Raw genomic sequence first — 22,425 nt, 5'->3', positions numbered from 1 at the left:
AGTAGGAATATTCTGCAGCAGCGACGTTTCGGTCGCAATACCCAAGAGAGGCCCTCGCCCGTGGGCGAGAGCCTCTCTCGTATGACGCCGAAGCGGTTTGGCCTAGGCCTCGCTCATCACGAGCTTCTCGGCCTGTCCGCGAGCGGCGAGGGCCGCGGCGCGAGCGGCGAGGCGGCGGGTCTGCTCGGCCTGTCCTGCGTCGAGCACCTCCTGGTCGACCTCGAAGTTCGGAACGTGCTTCACACCGTTGTACTTCTCGATGTAGGCGTCGAGCTCGGGGCCCGACTCCCACGACGTGATGAGGCAGTAACGGGGGTCGCTGCCGAGGTGGGTGGCGGCGTGCCAGAGACGCTGGGTGTCGATGATCAACTGGGCACCGGCCGGAAGGGCGATGCGGTATTCGACGCTGGGGTCTGTGCGGTTCTCGCGCAGAACGAAGAAGCTCTCCGTGTCGTCGGTCAGGTTGAAGAAGCCGCGAACGACCCAGCCCGTTCCGTCGGGGTTCAGGCGGTTGTTGTCGTCCTGGTGCAGGTTGTAGAGGCAGTCGGCGTAGGAGTTCGGCTGCAGCTCGATGACGCGGCAGCGGCCGACGTTCGCGCCGGGCTCCTGAGCACGGGCGGTGAGGGTCGGGGCCTTCTCCGTCTGCGACGGGATGAACACGCCGTCCTTGTCGGTGCGCGGCGGCTTGTGGTTCCAGAAGCCGTTGCACTCGATGTCACCGAAGGCGCTCGCGAGAGGAGCGAAGCGGGTGTCACCCGACGACTTCCAGTCGACGTACTCGATGTCGAGCCATTCTTTGGGGTCGATCTCTTTGTTGTAGCGATCGAGTACGACATAGCCGGTCTCTTCCAGAGCGGCAGATTTGATGTAACCCATGATTAGAAATCATGTCCTTTCGTTGGGGGCCAGCACGTTTTAACAGGCCCAACTTAGGCAAGGCTAACATCGAGGCTCTATCTGTTGTAGAAGAAGTGCCGCAAACCCGATCTACTAGACTCGACGGCTGCGCGGCACCGCAGCACACCACCCAACGAGACGTGCGAGACGAGACGGGTTCAACAAAGACATGGTCACTGCCACGAACATCGATGCGACCGCCGTCAATACGGTCGCGTGGCTCTCTGCAGACGACACCACCATCGTCGTTCCTGTCTATCAACGGCAGTACCGCTGGGACATCGGCGCGTGCGAGAAGCTGCTCACCGACATCCGGGCGGTCTCGCAGACGCACGACCGGCACACCCACTTCATCGGCTCGATCCTCTCGTCGAAGAGCACCGACGACGCAGACGATTCCGAGCTGGTGCTCATCGATGGCCAGCAGCGCATCACCACGTTGATGCTGCTGATCGCCGCCCTGCACCACACGGTGGAGCACAGCGATCCGACCCTCGCCGCAGAATTGCAGAGAGTGCTCGTGCGCGCGGCCGACCCGAGCCGAACCAAGTTGCGCCCCCACCGCGCCTGGGCTCAGGTCTTCGAAAGCGTCGTTCTCGATCGGCTCGGCGCCGGCGACGAGCTGCGCGACTCCCGCTTCGACGACAACTACGCCTTCTTCCGCAGTCAGGTCCGACTCGACGAGGTGCCGCGCATCTGGCGCGGACTGCAGAAGCTCGAGCACGTCGCCATCACCCTCGGTGCCGACGCCAACGCCCAGCAGATCTTCGAGAGCCTCAACTCCACGGGCGAACCGCTGCGCGACCACGAGCTCATCCACAACTACGTGCTGATGGGCCTGACCCACCTCGAGCAGAGCGAGATCGAGGAGTCGTTCTGGCTGCCGATCGAGCAGAACACCGGCGAGCAGATCGCCTCGTTCTGGCGGCACTACCTGGTCATGACGACGGGCCGCGAGGTCACCGTCGTCGGCCAGCGCGGGGTGTACGACGCCTTCCAGCAGCAGTTTCCAAGGCTCGATGTCGAGACTCTGCGCGAGCACGCCGCCGAGTGGCGCTCCTACTCCGCCGCCTACCGGGTTCTTCTCGAGCCGAGCCTCGAGTCCGACCCCGAGGTGTCGCGCCAGCTCGGCTACCTCAACACCTTCGGCCGGGGCATGTACCCGCTCGTCATGCGCGCCTACCTCGACTATTCGCGTGAGACGCTCGACCGCACGTCTCTCGTCGAGCTGCTCGAGAACATCCAATCTCTGATGCTGCGCCGCACGCTCGTCGGGGTGAGCAACGACCGCCTGGTCGCTCGGCTGAGCAGGGCGCGCGCCGACGGCCCGGATGCGCTGGTACGCGCGATCTCCCGCATCACCCCCAGCGACGAACGCGTGCGCGTGGCCCTGAAATACGCCGAGTTGCCTCACGCCGCCTACGTGCTGGGGCGACTCAGCGATGTCGAATCAACCGTCGATCTCGACGTGGAGCACATCGTTCCACTCGCGCCCGGCGACTCGTGGAGTGGAGACGGCGCACGCGAGTGGGCCGATTACACCGACGACGAGCAGAACAGCCACCGGGCCCTCGCGCAGACCATCGGCAACCTCGCTCTGCTCGAGGAGCACCTCGCCGAGCGGGCCGCAGACAAGTCGTTCCCCGAGAAGCGCGACCGCTCGTATGCGAAGAGTTCGATCGCCTTGACGAGCGAACTGGCCGAGACGGAGCTCTGGGGCACGCGCGCGATCGCCGCCCGCACCGTGCGTCTCACCGAGAAGTTCTTGCGGGTCTGGAAGCGACCGGCCGTCGTGATGATCGACGACGACGGACTCACGCCCATCCTCGACGCCCAGAAGAGACGCGGCTGGCCGCAGGGCTGGCAGCGCGAGTTCGAGTACGTGGAGTACCGCGGCGAGCACTGGGAGGTCTATGACATCAAGTACCTCTTCAACCGCATCTTCAAGCGGCTCTGGGCCGACTCGCGTGCCGACGTCGTGGCGTTCAGCGCCCGCCGGGGCGGACCGATCTACGACGCGCAGTCATGGAACGGTCACTGGGACACGCTCGACGAGGAGCACTTCCTCTACATGGGCTGGGACTCGCGCTACATGCTCACGGCGGTGCAGGGTGTTCTCGAGGAGGCCGGCATCGCGGCCGAGGTCTTCGTGAAGTACTCCTACATCGGCGCGGTGATGTAGCTCGGCGGGTTCTCGCGCTCCGGCTGTTCACGTTCGCACTCAGCGGCCATGCCTATGCTTGACACGATGATCTCCTCGCCGCCCCTGCCCGTAGCTGAGGCGAGCGCGAGTGCTAGTGCGAGCGCGTCTAACAGGCGTCGTCGCGGCATGATCGGCGTCGGCGTCGGACTCGCCCTCACCGCAGCCGTCTTCGCCACCCGAGTGTTCGCGCCCTCGTCGACGGCCGACCAGCTGCCGAACATCGCCCGCGATTTTCTGACGCTCTCGATCAGCGTCGTGGTCGAGTCCATCCCCTTCGTCTTTCTGGGCATCATCCTGTCGATCGTGGTGCAGATCTGGTTGCCCGAATCACTGATGCAGCGAGTGCTGCCTCAGCGACCCGTGCTCAGGCGTGCCGTGATGTCGCTGCTCGGGGTGCTGCTTCCCGTCTGCGAGTGCGGAAATGTGCCGCTGACACGGGGAATGATGGTGAAGGGCCTCACCGTCTCCGAATCCATGACGTTCCTGCTTGCGGCGCCGATCCTGAATCCCGTCACGATCATCACGACCTATCAGGCGTTCGGGTGGGACAACGGGATCCTCGCTGCGCGCATCATCGGCGGCTTTCTCATCGCCAACCTCATCGGCTGGCTGTTCAGCCGGCACCCGAGGCCCGAGGAGCTGCTCACCCGTGGATTCGAGGCGACGTGTCGCGTCGGCCATGATCACGCCTCGCACACGCCTCGTCTGAAGCGCAGCGTCTTGGCGTTCTCGAGCGAGGCGAGTGCCATGCTGCCGGCCCTGTTCATCGGCTCGGCGATCGCCGGACTCATTCAGGTCGGCGTCAGCAGGGACGTTCTCATCGCACTGGGAAGCAACCCCGTCTGGTCGGTGCTCGCGTTGATGGCCCTGGCCTTCGTGATCGCCATCTGCTCGAACGTCGACGCCTTCTTCATTCTGTCGTTCGGCTCGACCTTCATGCCGGGCGCCATCGTGGCCTTCCTGGTGTTCGGCGCCATGGTCGACGTGAAGATGCTCGCGCTGCTTCGAACGACGTTCACCACGTCGACCCTCGCCAGGCTCACGGCGGTCGTCGCGCTGGCCTCGCTGGTACTCGGATTGGGAGTGAACCTCATTGCTTGAACGAATCCTCGCGCGCTGGCAGGGTCTCGCCCTGAGCCTGATCGGCATCGTCTCCATCTCGTGGCTTGCGCTGACCGGCCAACTCGGGCTGTACATCCACCCTCGCTATTTCGTCTTCACCGTGATCATGGCCGTGATCGGCGGCCTGCTCACTCTCGCCGCCTTCGCCATCGCCCCGGAGAAAGACGACCACGAGCCCGAGCAGGTCGACACCACCGTGACGCGGCCCCGATGGCGCTCGCTCCTCCCCCTCGCCGGGATCGCAGCCATCGGCGTGGCCTTCGTGGCTCTCGTGATCGTTCCGCCGTCGACGCTCACCACGGCGACGGTCGAGAATCGCGAGCTGAACAACTCGGCCACCAGCGGGCAGGCGGATTCCGCCTCGCGCGTCGAATTGGCCGGAGCCGACGTGAAGTCGCTGAGCCTGCGAGATTGGTCCGCACTGCTGCGCGACGGCTCCGGCAGTGACTTCGTGGTCGGCAAGACCACGACCCTCTCGGGCTTTGTGACGGCCGACTCGACCGACCCGGAGAACGTGTTCTACCTCACGCGGTTCGTCATCACGTGTTGTGCCGTAGACGCGCAGCCGATCGGAGTTCCCGTCTACTCCCCCGGCTGGTCGTCGACCTATGCCGTCGACAGCTGGGTAGAAGCGAAGGGCACGTTCGGCCTCAATCCGAGCGCCGAGAGCAGCGAGAGCGTCGTGCTGTCGAACCCCACCGTGACGGCCATCGATCAGCCGGCCGAGCCGTATGCCTACTGACGGCGTGGCTGCCGAGGGGCGCGGCTCGACCGAGGGGCGCGCCGGGAGGCGGGCTGCGCGGCGGTACCGTCGACTCACGATCATCGTGGTCGCAAGCCTCGCCGTGCTTGGCGGAGTATTGGGAGCGGCGAACACCCTGCAGGGGCCGCGACTCACCTCGGCAGAGATCAATGGGCAGGGCGCCGTCGGCAGGCCCGGACAGCGCCTCGTTCTGCACGCCAATCAGCCGATCGCGCACGTCGACGCGTCGCAGGTGACCGTCACGCCGTCGGTTCCCTTCACCGCGACCACGTCGGGCAGCGACCTCACTCTCACTCTCAGCGGAATGCTCGACTACGAGACCGACTACACGGTGACCGTCGCGGCGAAGAGCCTCTACTCCGGAGCGGCAGCCTCGCTCGACTACTCCTTCACCACCCCGGATGTCTCGGTCTACACGCTCATCCGCGACACAGGCAGCGTGGCCGGCGACGAGCCCGACAGGGTCGTGCGTGAATCCCTCTCGAGCGACAGCCCCGGTGACGAGGTGTTCACCGCTCCTCGCATCCAGGAGTACGCGGTCAGCGGGTCGAAGCTCGCCGCCATCGTGCTCGACGAGCAGAACAAGACCTCGCTCGTCGTTCGCGATCTCTCCACGGGCGTCGACACGGCTGTCGCAACCGGCGTCGAGACCGGGTCGATGCGCTATCTCAAGTCGTCCGGCGCATCCGGGCTCTTCGGCTTTACGATCACCGGCGAGTCAGCCCCCGACGGCTCCACCTCGCCGACCACGCTCTTCGTCTACGACCCCTCCAGCGGCGGCGCCACGGCCCGAGAGGTCAAGGGGTTCGACGGCGCGCAGCTGCCGGCTGTCGCCTGGGCATTCGTTCAGGGAACGACGTCGGCCGTGATCCAGGACTACGACCAGCAGCTCTTTCTGATCGACGTCACGACCGACTCGGTGCCGAGCCCGCTCGGCCGTCACGCCGAGGTGCACGGTTTCATCCCCGGCACGGCGCAGCTCGTGGTCTCCGATCTGCAGGATTTCACCCTCATCGATCTGCAGGCGGCGAAGACCGAGCCTTTCGACTCACTGACGGCGCAGGCAGACCCGAGCTACTATCCCGGCAAGAGGCTCTACCTGGGTGACCAGGGCGACTACGTGCAGGAATTCGATGTGCCGGACAGCGAATACCAGTACTCCACGTCGGCGCTCATGCTCATCGACGAGAGCGGAACCCGGCAGATCTATCGACCAGACGCGGGCACCCGCATCCGGAACATCTGCCTGTCGCCGAATGGCCGGGTCGCGGCTGTCGAGACGTTCGCCGAAGACAAGCAGAACGACAAGTACCCCAATGTGCCGTCGTATCTGCCGATGACGACGACGTTCATCGACCTCTCGTCGCTCGAAGCGACGAAGTCGGTCGACGGGTGGATGCCCGACTGGTGCCAGTAGCCGACGAGGTAACGAAGAGCACCGACAGGTCGGGAGCGACGTACAGGTTCCCGCCACCGCGCCAGGCTCGATCTGGCCGAAAATCCGGAGCTATCCTCAGCCTTATCTCCTGATCAAGTGGCGAATGGACCGCCAGACTCAATGTCGGTGGCTCCTGCTTGAATTCATGTATGGAACTCAAGGACGCGACCCTCGGCGACATCGCCGAACGCCTCCACGAGCTTCTCGCGTCAGACCGAAAACTCGCGGTCGGCGACGAACTTCTGAGGTCGGCGCACGACTGGGAGGTGGCCGGCCGAGCAACCGATGCCGCGCGCACCTGGGTTGCCGCCGAGATCGAAAACGAGTCCCGCCGCGAACTCGACACGGCTGGGCTCGCCTACCGGCACGGCTTTTCGACCGCCAAGAAACTGATCGCTGCGACCGCGACGGTGTCGGAGCGCACGGCCGGCTCGCGCATGGCCCTCGGCAGACAACTCCGATCGTCGCTGTCGATAACCGGGCTGCCTGTGCCGAGCAGCTTCCCGGCCGTCGAGAACGCGCTGTGCTCTGGCCAGATCGGGGTCGATGCCGCGTCGATCATCTGCCGTACCCTCACCGAGGCGGTTCCGGGCACCCTCCGACCCGAGGCCGTCGACGAGGCCGAACTGCATCTCGTAAGCGCTGCGACGGCAACAGTCGGCGATGCCGGCCACACGCGGCGATACACCGTCGACGAGATCGGTCGACTCGCGACCCGCATCCGCGAACATCTCGACCCCGATGGCGCCGAACCGCGCGACGCCGTCAAGCAGGCATTACGCGGCTTCAGCTATCCAAGAGTCGGCGCAGACGGCATGGCTCGAGGCACGTACGCGCTGCCGCCGCTTCAGCTGGGTATCTTTCTCAGCGCGGTCGACTCCATCCTCAGCCCTCGCACGGCAGACCCGGGGAGGCCACAGCCAGGCAGCGACGAGGGCATCTCCGACTCCGAGGCAGCAGAGTGCGTTCCACCAGATCTGCGCAGCTCACAGCAGAAGCTCCTCGACGCCGTGATGACCCTCATCGACATGGCCGCAGCATCCCCTGCAGCATCGCGGCTCAACGGGGCCGCACCCACGGTGAACGTTCATGTCACGCTGAAAGACCTCACGAAGGGCCGTGGGGTCGGCTGGATCGACGGCAGTAGCGAACCCGTGCCCATGAGCACCGTGAACGTGCTCCAGTGCGACGCCGACACCGTCCTCACCGTGTTCGGCGACAACGGCCAGGTATTGCACCAGGGCAAGACGCAGCGCTTGGCCAGCCGCGTACAACGGCGGGCCCTCGCAGCGCGAGACGGCGGCTGCGTGATCCCCGGATGCGCCGTTCCACCATCGCGATGCCAGGCCCACCACGTCATCCCGTGGGTCAGCGCCGGCTTCGCAGCCGGTCGAACAGACATAGACAACCTGGCTCTGCTGTGTCCGTTCCATCACTCCACGATCCATACCTCGGCGTGGACTCTCGAGGTGATCCGTGGAAAACCGCACGTAAGGCCGCCCGATTGGCACGACCCGAGACGCACGCCTATTCCGGTCGGGCAGCAACGCGCGGGTCGGCCCTACTTCCGCTGACCGGGCGCCGACGGCCTACTCAGCCGAAGCGGAGCGGCGACGACGCCCAATCACGACACCAGCGCCCAGCATCAGCAAGAGCGCACCGATCGCGGTTGCCGGCAATGGCTGAGCGCCGGTGGATGCGAGGCTGCCAGGCTTTGCCGGCCCATCCCCCTGCACGGGCGTGGTTCCCGACGGCACCGCGGCGGCTGCCGTCACCGTGAACGGGCTGCTGGCCACGACCGTGGCAGGGTCGGATGCCGCGGCGACGGTGATCGTGTGAGCCCCGACTGTCGTGTCGGCCGGGATCCGCGCATCGCGGAGCGTCAGCGCACCCGTCGAGTCGGTGACCACGCTGCCCAGCGTCACCGGGTCGGAGTGCAGAACGACCGCGTACTCCGTATCCGGAACGAGACCAGCCGCGACGATCGTCGTCACGCCGCCGGCCTGCACGGTCGACGGGGTCGCTGTGACCGTCGGCGCCGAGGCGGGCGGGTTCGGACCCTGCGGGCCGAGCGCGAGGTCGCACGAGATGGTGCCCGACCACAGGGAGTGGCCGCCATTGTTGCCGTCGTCGGCGCGGATGACCTCCTTGACGCCGTTGACACAGGTGGAGCTCGGCGCGATGGCGAAACCTTCGTTGTTGTTGTTCGGCAGTCCCGTGGGGCGGTCGTAGATGCGGTCGACGACGAACCCGCCCTGAGCGTCGATCTTGAGCAGCGTCGCTGAGCCGGCCGAGCTGTTGTCGGCGACAGCCCACACGCGCTGCGCATCGGCATCCCACTGCGTCTCTTGGATCATCGGCAGACCCGTGTCGATCGAAGCGACGCGGTGGAAGGTGCCGTCGGCGTTCAGCGCATAGGCGTAGAGGTGCCCGTTCTTCTCCAGTGCGCCGAAGTAGAGGCCTGTGCCGTGACCCTCGTAGATCGACGGGTCGTAGGTCTTGCCCGTGCTCTGGTCGATGAACGCGTTCGTCGTGAGGTAGGAGTCGGGCACCCACGTGATGCCCTCGAAGCCGAGGTTGGAGTCGGCCTTGACCGGGTCGATCACGCCGGCGAGATCGGCGGTCAGATCCCACTGCACGGTCGGATGCAGCGTCGCACCGGACTCGTTCGGGTCGAAGCGCAGGACGCTGTCGAGAGGCACGCCGCTCGCCGCGTTGTCACGCTCGGTCGTGATGTACAGAAAACCATCGGGGCCGACAGTAATTCCCTCGGAGTCGGGCTGTCCGCCGCCGCTCGGGAAGACGATGTCCTTGCCGGCGGACCAACCGTTCGCCGTGTCCGGAACCCAGAGGTCGCCACTCTTCACGAGGCGGTAGACGTGGCTCTTGTTCTTCACTGCCCACATGACGGTCGGAGCGCTCGGGTCGATGTCGAGGCCGGAGACATCTTGTCCCGAGAGGGTCGTGACGAACTGGCACGCGTTGTCGGAGACGACCGGGTTCTGACTTCCGGGCCAGGCGATGCCGCCCTCGATGGCCTTTCCGAAATCCGAGGGCGCCTCCGTCTGGCACGCGGCCTCGCCACCGCCCGGGGCGCTCGGCGCGATGATGGTGCCGGCGCAGGCCGTGGCGTTCGACGATCCGAAGCTGGCCGCGGCCGTGTGCACAAAGGCGCCCGTGGCGTCGGCACAGCGCGACCATGATCCGGGCTGAGCATCGCTCGCGCCCCATCCGACCGTGTCGACGATGGTGGATCCGTCGGCGCGGTAGACCTTGACCGAGTCGCCGTCGGAGCTGAGGCCCTGGTTCGAGAGCAGCACGAGGTAACCGCGGGCGGGCACGACGGTGCCGTTCGGTGCGCTGATGGCGGCGGGCAGGCTGGTGCTGTCGGACTGCAGCCAGGCTGAGACGTCGACATCGATGTCGCCGGTGTTCACCAGTTCGTAGGCGTCGTGGGTGGGATCGTCGTTCGCCGAGGTGACCTCGTTGATTTTCACGGACTGCCATCCGGAGTCGTCGCCGCCACCCTCTCCCGGGTCCTCTCCCGGCTCGGTAGGAGCGGGGTTGAGCTCGCCCTTCGACGGGGCAGCCTGCTGCACGAAGTCGCCCGTGCCGTTCGGGACGCGCCCGTAGGTGTCGAGATGAAAGTCGCCCCACTCGTAGGAGTCGAGCAGCGTCGTGCCGTCGGCGGCGAACAGACTGACCTTGTCGCCCTTCTTGAGCTTGAAGGTCGAGCTTTCGGCCACGTAGACCGCTCCGGCGGCGATGACCGTGTTACTCGGCAGCGTCAGGGTCACGGTGTTGCCGCGGCCGGTCAGCATGAATCCGGATGCGTCGAGCGGCTGGGCCGCCGTGTTCACGAGTTCGACCCAGTCGGGTGTGCCGTTCGTCTCGATCTCGTTGATTCGCAGCGCACTTGCCGCGGCGCTGACCTGGCTGGTGTCCTGCGAGACGACGTCGGCCGTCGCTGCGGCAGGAACGGCGAAGAGACCGGCGAGCAGCACAGCGGATCCGACGGAGAGGGCGAGAGGACGAGACAGGAGTTTCAGCACTCCGCCACAGTGGCGGCGGCACATGAACACCGGGTGACGCGCGGGCAACGGGGGCCTGAATGGCGCGAGGTCGGCAGCGCTTCGAGTCAGCGAGCGAACGGCAGCGATGCGGCCAACCGGCGACCGTAATCCGAGACGGCTCGTCCCACTGCGAGACGCTCGACGTCATACCGGTTCAGGGCGTCGCGCACGTCGAGCTCCGCGAGCAGCGCGGCGATCGTCATCGCGTCTCCGGCCGCCTTCGCCGCGCCCATAGCGGTGTGCGGCCGCACCATCACCGCAGCGTCGCCGAGCAGAATTACCCGGCCACGCGTCATCCGTGATGGCACGTAGTCGTAGATGGCCTGCAGGAACGGGCGTGGTTCGGCCACGACCGCATCGGCAAACGGGGGCGGAAGCTCAGCAATTGCAGAGCTCACCAGTTCGTTGCGTCGTAGCGACGGCAGTTGCCCGGGCGCCAATGAAGTGCTGGAAGACGGCCGGCCGGCATCCTGCATCAGGGCGCTGAGCGCTGCCGTTGTGAGCGCGCGATACCAGACCCAGTTGTAGCGTCGTTCGCCCACCGCCGTCTCACCGTTGGGGCCGGGCACCAGGTAGCCCAGCATGTGCGCCTCGGCGCCGTTGAAGAAGGCGAAGCGGTCGAGCAGCGTCTCAGCCGAGTCGGCGGGCAGCGACGACTCGGGAATGAGACCGCGCCAGGTGACGTACCCGGCGTAGGAGTTCTCGGAGTGTCCGGGGTCGACGAACTCTCGAGCAACGGAGTTCAGCCCGTCCGCGCCGATGACGAGGTCGACGTTCTCCTCCCGCCCGTCGTCGAATCGCACGCTCGCCCCGTCTTCGGCGGACGAGACGCTGTGCACCGGGCTCGAGAGACGATACGAGTCGGCCGGAAGCAGTCCGCGGAAGGCCTCGTAGATGTAGTCCCACGAGAGCTGAGTCTGGGGCGAGGGGTCGCCGTAGACGACGCGACCCGATCGGTCGAGAGTGATCCTCTCGCGAGCGACGACCCCGACGTCGCCCGCGTCTTTACGCCCCGCCAATCGCAGGATGTCGAACAGTTCCTGCTGGGCGACCAGGCCGGCTCCCCGCTTCGCGAGGCCGTGCTCTGATCGCTCGTACACGGTGACCCGATGCCCCGCCTGCGAGAGGAGCACTGCGGCAAAGAGCCCTCCGATAGAGCCCCCGACAACGGCGATGTTCAGCTTTCCGCTCATGCCCCGAGGCTAATCACGGCTCCGTGGCGGCGGTTCCTACAGACGACGCAAGTTGGGCGCGTAAGTGGCCCGAGTCTCTCCGGCGTTGCGCCAACGAGCCCAACAAAAAAGGCCCGACTAGTTCTTATGAACTGCGGGCCTCTACTGCTGGGGTACCTGGACTCGAACCAAGAACAAAAGAATCAGAATCTTCCGTGTTGCCAATTACACCATACCCCACTGCATCAGAACCGAAGCCCTGACCGAGAGTCAACACTAGCCTACGCAGGGGCCGCACTCAAACCGAGCAGCCTCGTTCGTTGAGCTTGTCGAAACGAGAACCCTTCGACAAGCTCAGGGAACGGACACGCCCTACAGCGAGCCGATCAGGTAGCGGTTGATCACGGCCGCGGCACGCGCGCCCTCGCCGGCGGCCACGATCAGCTGGTGCGGCCCGGGAGGAACCACGTCGCCTGCCGCGTAGATCCCGGCCACAGCGGTGCGACCATCGGCGTCGGCCTCGATCCAGCCGTCTGCCGTCTCAGGAATCTGCAGCGTCGACGCATAGTCGAGCTTCGTCTCCCACAGCGGCCTGATGAAGCCACCCGTGCGCGGGATCACCTCGCCGTCGACCAGCTTCACTCCGGTGAGACCCGTCTTGTCGCCCACGACGTCGTCGATCTGTCGCCGCTCCACCCGGATGCCGCGGGCGGCAAGCGCCGCCTCGTCGGTGTCAGAGACGGTTCCGACTCCGTTGGTGAACACGATGAGATCGCTCGACCACTGCGAGATCAGCAGCGCACGCTCGGCCAGGTCGTCGCTCTCGCCGATCAGAGCGAGGGGCTCGTCGCTCTTCTCGAAGCCGTCGCACTCGACGCAGCTGTGCAGGCTCGACCCGTAGTACGCACGAACGCTCGGCATGGCGGGAAGGGTTTCGCTGAGGCCCGAGGCGATCAGCACGGCCGACGCGGTGACGTCGACCGACCCGCCGCCGCGGATCGCGGAAGCCTGCACACGGTACTCGGGCCGGCCTCTCAGCTGCTCCGCGGGCGTGCCCGCCGCATCCGATACCGAGACGCTTGTGACCAGCGCCTGCTGGAACGACGCCATCGGGTAGGACTCGAACTCGGCTCGACCCGTCTTGCGCAGCTCGAGCGGTGAGACGCCGTCTCGCGTGAGAAAACCGTGGCTCTTCAGCGTGGCCGAGTGACGAGGCCTGTTGCTGTCGATGAGCAGAACCGTGCGGCGTGCGCGCACGAGATTGAGCCCAGCAGACATGCCGGCGGGGCCCGCGCCGATGATCACGCAGTCGATGTGCCCTTCGACGGGCGCTACAGCTTTGGGCCGCGAGATCTCGATCATGGGCTAGGCCAGCCGGCTCGAGAGGCGGTCTATGCGAGCGATCGACTCGGCCTTGCCGAGCAACTCGAACGATTCGAAGAGCGGCGGCGAGATCTTGCGTCCCGATGCGGCAACACGAAGGGGGCCATACGCCACACGAGGCTTGAGCGAGAGACCGTCGATCAACGCAGCCTGCAACGCAGCCTGGATTTCGGTGGCGTTCCAGTTGCTCTCTTCGATCAGTTCGAGGGCGTTCATCGATGCGCTGAGCACGAGCCCGGCGTTCTCGGGAAGCCCGGCCAGGGCATCCGGCTGGTACTCGAGGTTCGCGCCCTGCACGAACAGGAAGCCGAGCATGGCCGGAGCATCGCCCAGCAGAGCCATGCGCTCCTGCACGAGCGGCGCCGCCTTCAGCAGCAGCTGCTCCTGGTAGTCGTTGAGCGGTTCGGTCAGGATGCCGTCACGCACGAGATAAGGAATCGTGCGGGCCGCGAAATCGACGCTGGCGAGCATGCGGATGTGGTCGCCGTTGATCGACTCCGCCTTCTTCAGGTCGAAGCGGGCCGGATTGGGGTTGACGTCTTTCACGTCGAACGCGGCGATCATCTCGTCGATCGAGAAGACATCGCGGTCGTGGGTGAGCGACCAGCCCAGCAGCGCGAGGTAATTGACGAGGCCCTCGGGAATGAAGCCACGGTCGCGGTGGTGGAAGAGATTGGACTCCGGGTCGCGCTTCGACAGCTTCTTGTTGCCGTCGCCCATGACGTAGGGCAGGTGGCCGAACTGCGGCACCCACTCGGCCACGCCGATGTCGATGAGCGCGTGATAGAGGGCGATCTGCCGGGGCGTCGACGAGAGCAGGTCTTCTCCGCGAAGAACGTGCGTGATGTGCATCAGCGCATCGTCGACCGGGTTGACGAGGGTATAGAGCGGGGCCCCGTTGGGGCGCACGACCACGAAGTCGGTGAACGAGCCTTCGGGGAACGTGATGTCACCGCGAACCAGGTCGGTGAAGCTCAGCTCGGTGTCGGGAACGCGCAGTCGCAGCGCGGGCTGGCGGCCCTCCACCTTGAACGCCGCGCGCTGCTCGTCGGTGAGCGTGCGGTCGAAGTTGTCGTAGCCCAGCTGCTTGGCGCGGCCTGCGGCCTCGTTGCGCGCGTCGATCTCTTCGGCGGTCGAGAAGCTCTCGTAGAGATGGCCGGAGGCCTTGAGCTTCTCGATGACCTCGAGGTAGATGTCCGTGCGCTCAGACTGACGGTAGGGCGCGTCGGGACCGCCGACGTCGATGCCCTCATCCCAATCGAGGCGCAACCAGCGCAGCGCGTCGAGCAGCTGACCGTAGCTCTCCTCCGAGTCGCGCGCCGCGTCGGTGTCTTCGATGCGGAAGACGAGCTTGCCGCCCGTGTGCCTGGCATACGCCCAGTTGAACAGGGCGGTGCGGATCAGGCCGACGTGCGGCGTACCGGTGGGCGACGGGCAGAACCGAACGCGAACGTCGGCGCCAGAGGCGGTGGACACAGGGTGCAAGGAGGGATTCGACATACCACCTCAATCCTACCGATCATGCCCGCTCCCCGAGCTTGTCTTTCGTTGCAACCACGTCGTGAACGAACCGGTCAGAGGCCATGTTTGCCGTCGGCCCAGTAAGGGCGAGTGGTGATCGCACGTCGCGGGAGCTCCAGGTGCTCCACGAGGAAGCGTCGTTGTTGCTGGATGGATTGAGCGCGGCCCAGGAGCAGAGCACCGTCGACTCTGGCAAGGACCCCTTCGTGGTGCGACACCTCGAGCCAGGCCTTGAGGGTACCTCCGGGCTCGCCGGTAGCGGGGAGGAAGGAGTAGCGCGGCCATCGTTTGGAGAGCGACGCAACGGCGGCCGGGTGAACTTCGAGCGCGACGATGGCGCCGGCGCCGCCTGAAGCGTACGCGTCGAGCGTGCCGAGGGCGGAACTGTCGCCCAGATAGAGGCGCTGGTGCCCGACTTCTCGTAGTGCGCGATGCCGGCCCGAGAGCACCGACACGCGAGCTCCGACACTGAGCTCTCTCATCCATCTCGCTCCCGGGCCATCGGCCTCGGTGGTGACCAGAATGCTGACCTCGTCTTCGACGCGGCCGCGCACGGCGTTGACGGTGTACCGACGACTCAGAGTGGGAGTGACACGGAATTGGACCTCGTGACCGGGCCGCCACCCACCCGCCGGTGGCGGGCTCTGCAGCACGATCTCGATGAGACCGGGAGCCGGTGCGGCAACATCGACTACCTCCGCGGATCGTCCCAGCACGGACTCGATGATGTTGTTGAAGGTCGCGGGTGATGTGGGCATGGGTTATTCGGCGACGACGGATGCCGCAGGCGCGGTGGCATGCTGCACACGCGGCAGAAAAAGGGCAAGCACCAGCGGGAGGGCGCTGAGGCCGAATACCCACCAGAAGGTCTGCGAGAAGGCGGCAGCACCGGCGGAGCCGGCGGAGAGATTGGCGAGGATGACGGCGATGACGGTCACGCCGAAAGGAGCGCCGACGCGTTGCACGATGCTGAACGCAGCGCTGCCCCGTGGCGCTTCGGCGTGACTGAGACCGGAGAAAGCGAGCGTTGTGACGGGGAACGTGACGGCACCGAACCCGATACCCTGCAGGACCTGTGCGGCCAGGAGCAGAGTGGTATCGCCGTGGACTCCCGCGAGGGCGAACGGCACGATGCCGATCATGGTCAACACCACGCCGCCCATGACGATGAACCGCCCGTCGAGGCGGGCGACGAACTTCCGCACGACGAGGAAGAACACCATCGTGCCGAGGCCCTGCGGGATCAGCAGCAGGCCGGTCTCCAGCACCGTGTTTCCGCGGAGCTGTTGATAGAACAGCGGGAGCAGGAACGCGAGCGCATAGGTGGAGAACCCGCTCATGAACGTGATGAGGCTGCTGAGGCCGAAGCTGCGCCGTGCGAACACACGAACGTCGATCAACGCGGGAGCCTTGCTCCGCAGCGAGTGCAGGATGAACGCGGCCATCAGGACGACGCCTGCTGCCAACGGGATCAGGACGCCCGGTGAGGCGAAACCATCATCACCGGTGACCTGACTGACACCGTACGCGAGGGCGATGACGCTGGGGGTGAGGAGCACGAAGCCCAGCGCATCGAGTCGATGTCCGCGCTGGCTCGGCGCAGAGGGAAGGAAGATCGGCCCCAAGACGAGCGCGGCCAGGCAGATCGGGATGTTGACGAAGAACAGCCAGTTCCAGTTCCACGACTGCAGGATCACTCCGCCGAGCACGGAGCCGAGGATCGGAGCGACTTGAGCAGGAAGAGCTACCGCCACCAGTGCGGAGCCCAGACGTGCGGGGCCGGCGGCCCGGGTGAGGATCGAGAACGTGATCGGCAAGACCATTCCGCCTCCGATCCCCTGCAGCACACGGAACGCGATCAGCCATGGCAGCGACGGAGCAAGTCCGCACAAGACCGACCCGACCAAGAACAGCGCCACCGCGAACATCCACGCCTGCCGTGAGCCGCATCGTTCGGAGATCCAGCCGCTGACCGGAATCACGGCCACGTAGGCCAAGAGGTATGCCGTCGCCACCCACTGCGTCTGCGCGACCGAGGCGTGGAACACGGTCGAGAGGTGGTCGAGAGCGATGTTCACGATTGTCGTGTCCAAGAGAGTGGTGATCGCCCCGAGGACTAGGACGATGCTGATCACTTTGAGACGCGATTTCGACACCAGCTCAGTATCAGGAAGGGATTGTGTTGAGGTCATGCGTTCATACTGAACGGTTTAGTACAGCAAGTCAAACGGTACGGTACAGTTCAGGGAATCGAACTAAGAAAAGGACGGTCATGGCACGATCCGCCGGAACGCAGAAACCCCTCCGGGAGGGCCTCCCGGCAAAGCGGGCCGCGATCCTCGCGGCAGCTCAAGATCTCTTCTTGAGCCAGGGGGTGAACGGCGTCAGCATGGACGCGATCTCCGCGCGCGCGGGAGTATCGAAGGTTACCGTCTACGACTACTTCGGCGACAAAGACCGCCTCTTCCTGGCCATCCTCTCGGACGCGGCGGAATCGCTGAAGAACTCGGTGCGTCAGACCTTCAGCGAGCATCTGATGGACGACGCCGCGCTGACCACGGTCGCGCAATTGCAGGCTGCGCTCACGGCCGTCGCCATCGATCTGGGCACGACGATCCACTCGACGAGTTACGCAGCAGTCGTCGCCCTCGTCACCCAACAACGTCTGCAAGGGGCAGTGACCAGCGACGAGCTCGCGACAGACGTCGCCGAACAGGCCCTGGTGGAACGCATCGGGCACTTCGCCGAACGCGGCCTCCTCGACACGACCGACCCTCGCCTGGCGGCCAGGCACTTCGGTGCGCTGACCGTACTCCTGGCCTACAACGACGATCCGGACCCGGCGCGCGCGGATCCGGATCGCGTGCGCCAGACCATGGTCGATGGCGCACGCGCGTTCATCCGCGCCTACGGGTCACGGTGACGGAACGTCGGTGACTAGCGGTTCTTGGCCGGGTTGCTCAGCAGGCCGAGACCCGCGATCGAGATCTCGACCTTCTGGCCGTCGACGAAAGGACCGACGCCCGCGGGCGTTCCCGTGAGAATGACGTCGCCGGGCAGCAGGGTCCAGACGCTCGATGCGAACGCGATGATCTCGGGAATCGAGTGGATCATCTGGTTCGTGTTGCCGCTCTGGCGCAACTCACCGTCTACGCGCACCTCGATGGCGGCATCCGAGAAGTCGAACTCGGTCTCGATGACCGGGCCGAGCGGGCAGAACGTGTCGTAGCCCTTGGCGCGGGCCCACTGGCCGTCGGACTTCTGGATGTCGCGGGCCGTCACGTCGTTCGCGATCGTGTAGCCGAAGACCACGTCGGCGTAGTCCTCCTTCTTGACGTCGCGGGCGATGCTGCCGATCACGACGGCGAGTTCGCCCTCGTGCTCGACCTGCGAACTCTCGCGCGGCAACTGGATGGCGTCGCCCGGGCCGATCACGGACGTGTTGGGCTTCAGGAAGATGAGGGGCGTCGTGGGTGCCTCGCCGCCCATCTCGGCCGCGTGGTCGGCGTAGTTCTTGCCGACGGCGACGACCTTCGAGCGAGGGATGACCGGGGCGAGCAGCTTGACGTTCGCGTCGAGCGGTACCCGCTCCTCGGTGGTCTCGTAGCCCACGAACATGGGGTCGCCCACGAGAACGACGATCTCCGTCTCATCGACGATTCCGAACCGGGGCTCTCCCCCGCTGACCGTAAAGCGCGCTATTTTCACGCTTCCGAGCCTAGTCCGAACGCTACGCTATCGAGGGGCGAGCAACTCCTCGCCCGTACAGAGCAAGCTTCGAGGAGTACAACCATGTCCGACTATTCCTTCGGCGGAGCGGCCGACATCGACCGCGCGATCGGATTCCTCGTGAGCCTCGACAACGAGCAGCGCAACGCCCTCGCCGTACTCGAGATCGACCAGGCCATCGACGAGTTGCAGGCCGAGTACGTCAAGGTTCAGGCAGACCCGAGCCACGTTCCGAGCCACGAGTTCATCGCAGCGCTCAGCGGCTACCTCGAGATGGCCGACGACCGCGAGCGCGAGTAACAAAGCTCGCTGATCGAGCAAGCCGCCCGCGGTCGTATCGAAAGCTACGCGTCGAGGCGGGTCAGCCAGCCGTTGACGTCGGGGATGCGACCGTACTGGATGTCGGTGAGCTCCTGACGCAGCGACATCGTGAGCTCGCCAGCCGGGGCATCCGGATCGCCGACCACGAAGCCGTCGCCCTTCAGCGCGGCGATCGGGGTCACCACTGCGGCGGTGCCACAGGCGAACACCTCGACCACATCGCCGGATGCGACTCCGTCACGCCACTCGTCGAGCGTCACCCTGCGGTGCTCGACCTTGTGGCCGCGGGCCTTGGCCAGCTCGATGATGCTGTCGCGGGTGACGCCGTCGAGGATGCTCGACGATTCGGGAGTGACCAGCGTGCCGTCTTTCTTCACGAGGAAGACGTTCATGCCGCCGAGCTCCTCGAGGTACGTGCCCTCTGACGAGTCGAGGAACAGCACCTGCGCGCAGCCGTTGGCGTAGGCCTCCTCCTGGGGCAGCAGCGACGAGGCGTAGTTGCCGCCGGTCTTCGCCGCACCCGTGCCGCCGCGGCCGGCGCGCGCATAGTCGGTGGACAGCCAGATCGAGACCGGGGTCACTCCGCCGGGGAAGTAGGCACCGGCGGGGCTCGCGATCACGTAGTAGCCCACCTTCTGGGCGCTGCGCACGCCGAGGAAGCTCTCGTTGGCGAACATGAACGGCCGAATGTAGAGACTCGTCTCGCCACCCTCGGGAACCCACGATCCATCGGCCGCGATCAGCTGCTTGAGCGACTCGACGAAGTCCTCGGTCGAGAGCTCGGGCAACGCGAGACGCCGAGCCGAGCGCTGCAGCCGCTCGGCGTTCTTCTCCGGGCGGAAGGTCCAGACCGAGCCGTCTGCATGACGGTACGCCTTCAATCCCTCGAAGATCTCCTGGGCGTAGTGCAGAACGCTTGCCGCGGGGTCGAGCAGCAGCGGACCATACGGGATGACAGCCGCGTCGTGCCAGCCGTCGTTCACGGTCCAGTCGATCTTCACCATGTGGTCGGTGAAGTGCTTGCCGAAACCCGGATCGGCGAGGATGGCTTCGCGCTCGACCTCGGCACGCACCGTCTCCGAGGGCGTGAGGGTGAACGTGAGCGGGAAGGTGCTGTCGAGATCGGTCATTGCGGGTTCCTTAGTCGAAAAGGTTCGGTGTCAGCGGGCGAGCGACGCGGTCACGGCGTCTCTGATGGCGTCACCCACGGCGCTGGTCGCGCGCGGGCTGTCTGCCTGCCGGGTGGCGATGTCGGCCGTCACGGCCTCGCGGACCGTGCCCGCGGCATCCGGAACCCCGAGGTGGTCGAGGAGGAGTGCCACCGACAGGATCGCGGCCGTGGGGTCGGCGATCTGCTTGCCTGCGATGTCGGGCGCGGATCCGTGGACCGGCTCGAACATGCTGGGGAAGGCTCCGTCGGGGTTGATGTTGCCCGAGGCCGCCAGGCCGATTCCGCCGCTGATTGCGCCGGCCAGATCGGTGAGGATGTCGCCGAAGAGGTTGTCTGTGACGATGACGTCAAATCTAGCAGGGTCGGTGACCAGGAAGATCGTGGCCGCATCGACGTGCAGATAGTCGACCGCGACCTCGGGGAACTCGGCCCCGACCGTGTCGACGAGCCGGCGCCAGATTCCTCCCGCGAAGGTCAGCACGTTCGTCTTGTGCACCAGCGTGAGCTTCTTGGCAGCGCGTGACTGAGCCAGCTCGAAGGCGAAACGCACCACTCGCTCCACCCCGTACGCCGTGTTGATCGACACCTCGTTCGCGATCTCGTGAGGCGTTCCGACGCGGATGACTCCGCCGTTGCCGACGTACGGCCCCTCGGTTCCCTCGCGAACGACCACGAAGTCGACCTCGCCCGGATTCGACAGCGGACTGTCCACGCCGGGGTAGATCGTGGTGGGGCGCAGGTTCACGTAGTGGTCGAGCGTGAATCGCAGCTTCAGAAGCAGCCCTCGCTCGATATTCGCGTTCGCGAGACGCGGGTCTCCGGGCACTCCCCCGACGGCGCCGAGCAGAATCGCGTCGTGCGACGAGATGGATGCGAGATCGTCGTCGGTCAGCACGTCGCCGGTCTCGAGAAAACGGGTCGCGCCCAGCGAGAAGTGCGTCTTCTCGATGACGAGTCCGGCAGACGGGGCCACCGCGTCGAGCACCTTCACCGCCTCGGCGACGACCTCGGGGCCGATGCCGTCTCCGGGAATGACGGCGAGTCTGATGGTGCGCGACATAGTGCTCCTGCGTTGGATCGGTGCGGAATCGATACGTGCAAGGTTACTTGTCCACACCTACCGGGTGGTTGCGACGTGGTGAAGCGGCGCCAGAGCGTTGTCGAGCGCGGCTTCCAGCGGCCACGCGGACCGCTCGGGTTGACTGAGGACTAGACCGCCCTGGATCGCCGCGAGGATGACGGTGGCGATCCTTTGCGAATCGGCCGAGCTGTCGACCGATCCCGCCGCCTTCATGCGCCGAACCCCGTCGGCGAGCTGCTCACGCCAGTCGCGCATCGTCGTCGCGATCGCACTTGCCAGATCGGGGTCGGTCGTCGCGGCCTGCGTCGCGAGCGAGCCGATCGGACATGCCCAACGGCCCCGGGCGATGTAGTACTCGACAAGCATTCGCCGCCAGCGCTCCCAGGACTCCCACGACCCGAGATCATGAATCTCGGGCTCCTGCGCTTCGAGAAGCTGTCGTCCTTCCCACGCGGCGACCTCACGAACCAGCTCCGCTTTGCCGCCAGGAAAGTAGTGGAACAGCTGGCTCTTGCTGGTCAGGGTGGCCGCTCGCACCGTGTCGAGTGTGGTGCCGCCGATTCCCGACGCGAGGATCTGCTCCCCCGTGGCCTCGATGATCCGCTGGCGCGTCAGGCGCCCTCGCTCGGTGATCTTCGACGAATCCATCTGTTCAGCTTAATGCATTGGACCACAAGGTCCAGTTAATGCTAGGAATGGACCATGAAGTCCAATCAAGAAATTCTCCAGTCCCTTCCCACAGATGCCCGCCTGGCAGGGCGCACCGCCGTCGTCACCGGCTCCAGCAGCGGAATCGGCGAGGCCATCGCCCGAGTGCTCGCCGCGTCCGGCGCCACCGTCGTCGTCAACGGCCGCGACGAAGCCCGCTCCCAGGAGGTTGCGAGTTCGATCATCGATGCGGGGGGTTCGGCCCACGTCGTGACCTCGGACCTGGCCGGCAGCTACGACGATCTACGCACCTTCGCGCGACTGGCAACGGATGCGCTCGGCGGACGCGTTGACATCCTCGTCAACAACGCCGGAATCTATCCGGCGCCGCCGACAGCGGATCTCTCCGACGCGGACCTCGACGCGGTGCTGGCCATCAACGTGCGTGCACCCCACGTGCTCGTTGCCGAATTCGCCCCCGCGATGGCCGAGCGCGGCACCGGGTCGATCATCAATATCGGCTCGTGGATGTCCCGCGTGGGTGTTCCGTTCGGCGCCATCTACACGGCTTCGAAGGCCGCCCTCGAACAGATGACGCGCACCTGGGCTGCGGAGTTCGGGCCGCAGGGAGTCAACGTGAACACTGTCGCACCGGGCGCGACGAGCACCCCAGGCAACGCCGACAGCGCGGAGATCCTCGCAATCATGACCGCAGCGACGGCCGCCGGCCGCCCGGTTCGGCCGGTCGACATCGCCTTCGCCGTTCGCTACCTCGCGTCGGACGAGGCGTCGTTCATGCACGGCACCGTCATGGACATCGATGGTGGAATCGTCAACACTCGGCTCGGCTGAGATGGCCCGGGTTCGACAGAGCGCTTTCGTTTCGATCGTGTAAATGGCCTG

At 65.9% G+C, this 22,425-nt stretch carries 19 protein-coding genes and 1 tRNA gene; 8 read left to right on the top strand and 12 right to left on the bottom strand.

Features of this window, described 5'->3' with window-relative positions; genetic code table 11:
* Nucleotides 1-102: 102 nt before the first annotated feature.
* Nucleotides 103-876: a hypothetical protein gene (locus ASF79_RS04040; RefSeq protein ID WP_055775157.1), complete on the bottom strand. Its 774-nt coding sequence runs from the start codon at nt 874-876 to the stop codon at nt 103-105.
* A gap of 190 nt (nt 877-1,066) precedes the next feature.
* Here ASF79_RS04040 and ASF79_RS04035 point away from each other — a divergent pair, with 190 nt between their 5' ends.
* The 5 genes from ASF79_RS04035 (at nt 1,067) to ASF79_RS04015 (ending at nt 7,997) form a co-directional block, all read left to right on the top strand.
* Nucleotides 1,067-3,079, top strand: a complete 2,013-nt coding sequence (locus tag ASF79_RS04035; RefSeq protein WP_055852140.1) for a DUF262 domain-containing protein — start codon at nt 1,067-1,069, stop codon at nt 3,077-3,079.
* Nucleotides 3,080-3,145: 66 nt separating this feature from the next.
* A complete protein-coding gene (locus ASF79_RS04030; protein WP_055852137.1) occupies nt 3,146-4,201 on the top strand; it encodes a permease in 1,056 nt (351 codons plus the stop codon).
* Nucleotides 4,194-4,964, top strand: coding sequence for a TIGR03943 family putative permease subunit (locus ASF79_RS04025; RefSeq protein WP_055852135.1), 771 nt, complete (start codon nt 4,194-4,196; stop codon nt 4,962-4,964). The genes ASF79_RS04030 and ASF79_RS04025 overlap by 8 nt, the downstream gene beginning before the upstream one ends.
* Nucleotides 4,954-6,402, top strand: a complete 1,449-nt coding sequence (locus ASF79_RS04020) for an Ig-like domain-containing protein (protein ID WP_156366152.1) — start codon at nt 4,954-4,956, stop codon at nt 6,400-6,402. Before ASF79_RS04025 ends, ASF79_RS04020 begins: the two co-directional genes overlap by 11 nt.
* Nucleotides 6,403-6,572: 170 nt before the next feature.
* Nucleotides 6,573-7,997 (top strand): HNH endonuclease signature motif containing protein, encoded by a 1,425-nt coding sequence (locus ASF79_RS04015; protein ID WP_055852127.1) that lies wholly within the window; start codon nt 6,573-6,575, stop codon nt 7,995-7,997.
* Between the two features lie 15 nt (nt 7,998-8,012).
* On the opposite strand, the gene ASF79_RS04010 is transcribed toward ASF79_RS04015, so the two are convergent.
* From ASF79_RS04010 to ASF79_RS03980, 7 genes are all read right to left on the bottom strand, one after another.
* Nucleotides 8,013-10,475: a lamin tail domain-containing protein gene (locus ASF79_RS04010; RefSeq protein WP_055852124.1), complete on the bottom strand. Its 2,463-nt coding sequence runs from the start codon at nt 10,473-10,475 to the stop codon at nt 8,013-8,015.
* Between the two features lie 86 nt (nt 10,476-10,561).
* Complete coding sequence (locus ASF79_RS04005) at nt 10,562-11,689, bottom strand: FAD binding domain-containing protein (protein WP_055852121.1); 1,128 nt, start codon at nt 11,687-11,689, stop codon at nt 10,562-10,564.
* Between the two features lie 147 nt (nt 11,690-11,836).
* Nucleotides 11,837-11,908: transfer RNA gene (locus ASF79_RS04000), tRNA-Gln, on the bottom strand.
* A 132-nt stretch (nt 11,909-12,040) separates the two neighbouring features.
* Nucleotides 12,041-13,030, bottom strand: a complete 990-nt coding sequence (locus tag ASF79_RS03995) for an NAD(P)/FAD-dependent oxidoreductase (protein ID WP_055852111.1) — start codon at nt 13,028-13,030, stop codon at nt 12,041-12,043.
* A 3-nt stretch (nt 13,031-13,033) separates the two neighbouring features.
* Nucleotides 13,034-14,551: a glutamate--tRNA ligase gene (gene gltX / locus ASF79_RS03990; protein ID WP_055852109.1), complete on the bottom strand. Its 1,518-nt coding sequence runs from the start codon at nt 14,549-14,551 to the stop codon at nt 13,034-13,036.
* A 74-nt stretch (nt 14,552-14,625) separates the two neighbouring features.
* Nucleotides 14,626-15,330 (bottom strand): hypothetical protein, encoded by a 705-nt coding sequence (locus ASF79_RS03985; protein ID WP_055852106.1) that lies wholly within the window; start codon nt 15,328-15,330, stop codon nt 14,626-14,628.
* 3 nt (nt 15,331-15,333) lie between these two features.
* The gene (locus tag ASF79_RS03980; protein ID WP_162239062.1) at nt 15,334-16,728 is read right to left on the bottom strand and encodes a DHA2 family efflux MFS transporter permease subunit; all 1,395 of its coding nucleotides are present in this window, start codon (nt 16,726-16,728) and stop codon (nt 15,334-15,336) included.
* Nucleotides 16,729-16,844: 116 nt separating this feature from the next.
* Here ASF79_RS03980 and ASF79_RS03975 point away from each other — a divergent pair, with 116 nt between their 5' ends.
* The gene (locus tag ASF79_RS03975; protein WP_055852101.1) at nt 16,845-17,495 is read left to right on the top strand and encodes a TetR/AcrR family transcriptional regulator; all 651 of its coding nucleotides are present in this window, start codon (nt 16,845-16,847) and stop codon (nt 17,493-17,495) included.
* A gap of 14 nt (nt 17,496-17,509) precedes the next feature.
* Here the strand turns inward: ASF79_RS03975 and ASF79_RS03970 are convergent, their stop codons facing one another.
* Nucleotides 17,510-18,280: a fumarylacetoacetate hydrolase family protein gene (locus ASF79_RS03970; protein WP_055852098.1), complete on the bottom strand. Its 771-nt coding sequence runs from the start codon at nt 18,278-18,280 to the stop codon at nt 17,510-17,512.
* An 84-nt stretch (nt 18,281-18,364) separates the two neighbouring features.
* Here ASF79_RS03970 and ASF79_RS03965 point away from each other — a divergent pair, with 84 nt between their 5' ends.
* Nucleotides 18,365-18,601 (top strand): hypothetical protein, encoded by a 237-nt coding sequence (locus ASF79_RS03965; protein ID WP_055775196.1) that lies wholly within the window; start codon nt 18,365-18,367, stop codon nt 18,599-18,601.
* A 44-nt stretch (nt 18,602-18,645) separates the two neighbouring features.
* Here ASF79_RS03965 and ASF79_RS03960 read toward each other — a convergent pair whose 3' ends face one another.
* The 3 genes from ASF79_RS03960 to ASF79_RS03950 are packed head-to-tail and all read right to left on the bottom strand — an operon-like array spanning nt 18,646 to nt 21,522.
* Nucleotides 18,646-19,752 carry a branched-chain amino acid aminotransferase gene (locus tag ASF79_RS03960; protein WP_055852094.1) on the bottom strand — a complete coding sequence of 369 codons (1,107 nt, stop codon included), beginning with the start codon at nt 19,750-19,752 and terminating at the stop codon, nt 18,646-18,648.
* Nucleotides 19,753-19,782: 30 nt separating this feature from the next.
* The gene (locus ASF79_RS03955; RefSeq protein WP_055852091.1) at nt 19,783-20,853 is read right to left on the bottom strand and encodes a 3-isopropylmalate dehydrogenase; all 1,071 of its coding nucleotides are present in this window, start codon (nt 20,851-20,853) and stop codon (nt 19,783-19,785) included.
* Nucleotides 20,854-20,910: 57 nt separating this feature from the next.
* A complete protein-coding gene (locus ASF79_RS03950) occupies nt 20,911-21,522 on the bottom strand; it encodes a TetR/AcrR family transcriptional regulator (protein WP_055852088.1) in 612 nt (203 codons plus the stop codon).
* 54 nt (nt 21,523-21,576) lie between these two features.
* Between ASF79_RS03950 and ASF79_RS03945 the strand changes: the two genes are divergently transcribed.
* Nucleotides 21,577-22,374: an SDR family NAD(P)-dependent oxidoreductase gene (locus tag ASF79_RS03945; protein WP_055852085.1), complete on the top strand. Its 798-nt coding sequence runs from the start codon at nt 21,577-21,579 to the stop codon at nt 22,372-22,374.
* Nucleotides 22,375-22,425: the final 51 nt, after the last annotated feature.

The sequence above is a fragment of the Agreia sp. Leaf335 genome, from assembly GCF_001423605.1.
In the GTDB taxonomy this organism is placed as follows: Bacteria; Actinomycetota; Actinomycetes; order Actinomycetales; family Microbacteriaceae; genus Agreia.
Note: the sequence above shows the minus strand (reverse complement) of the source record. Positions and strands in the feature narration are given on the sequence as shown.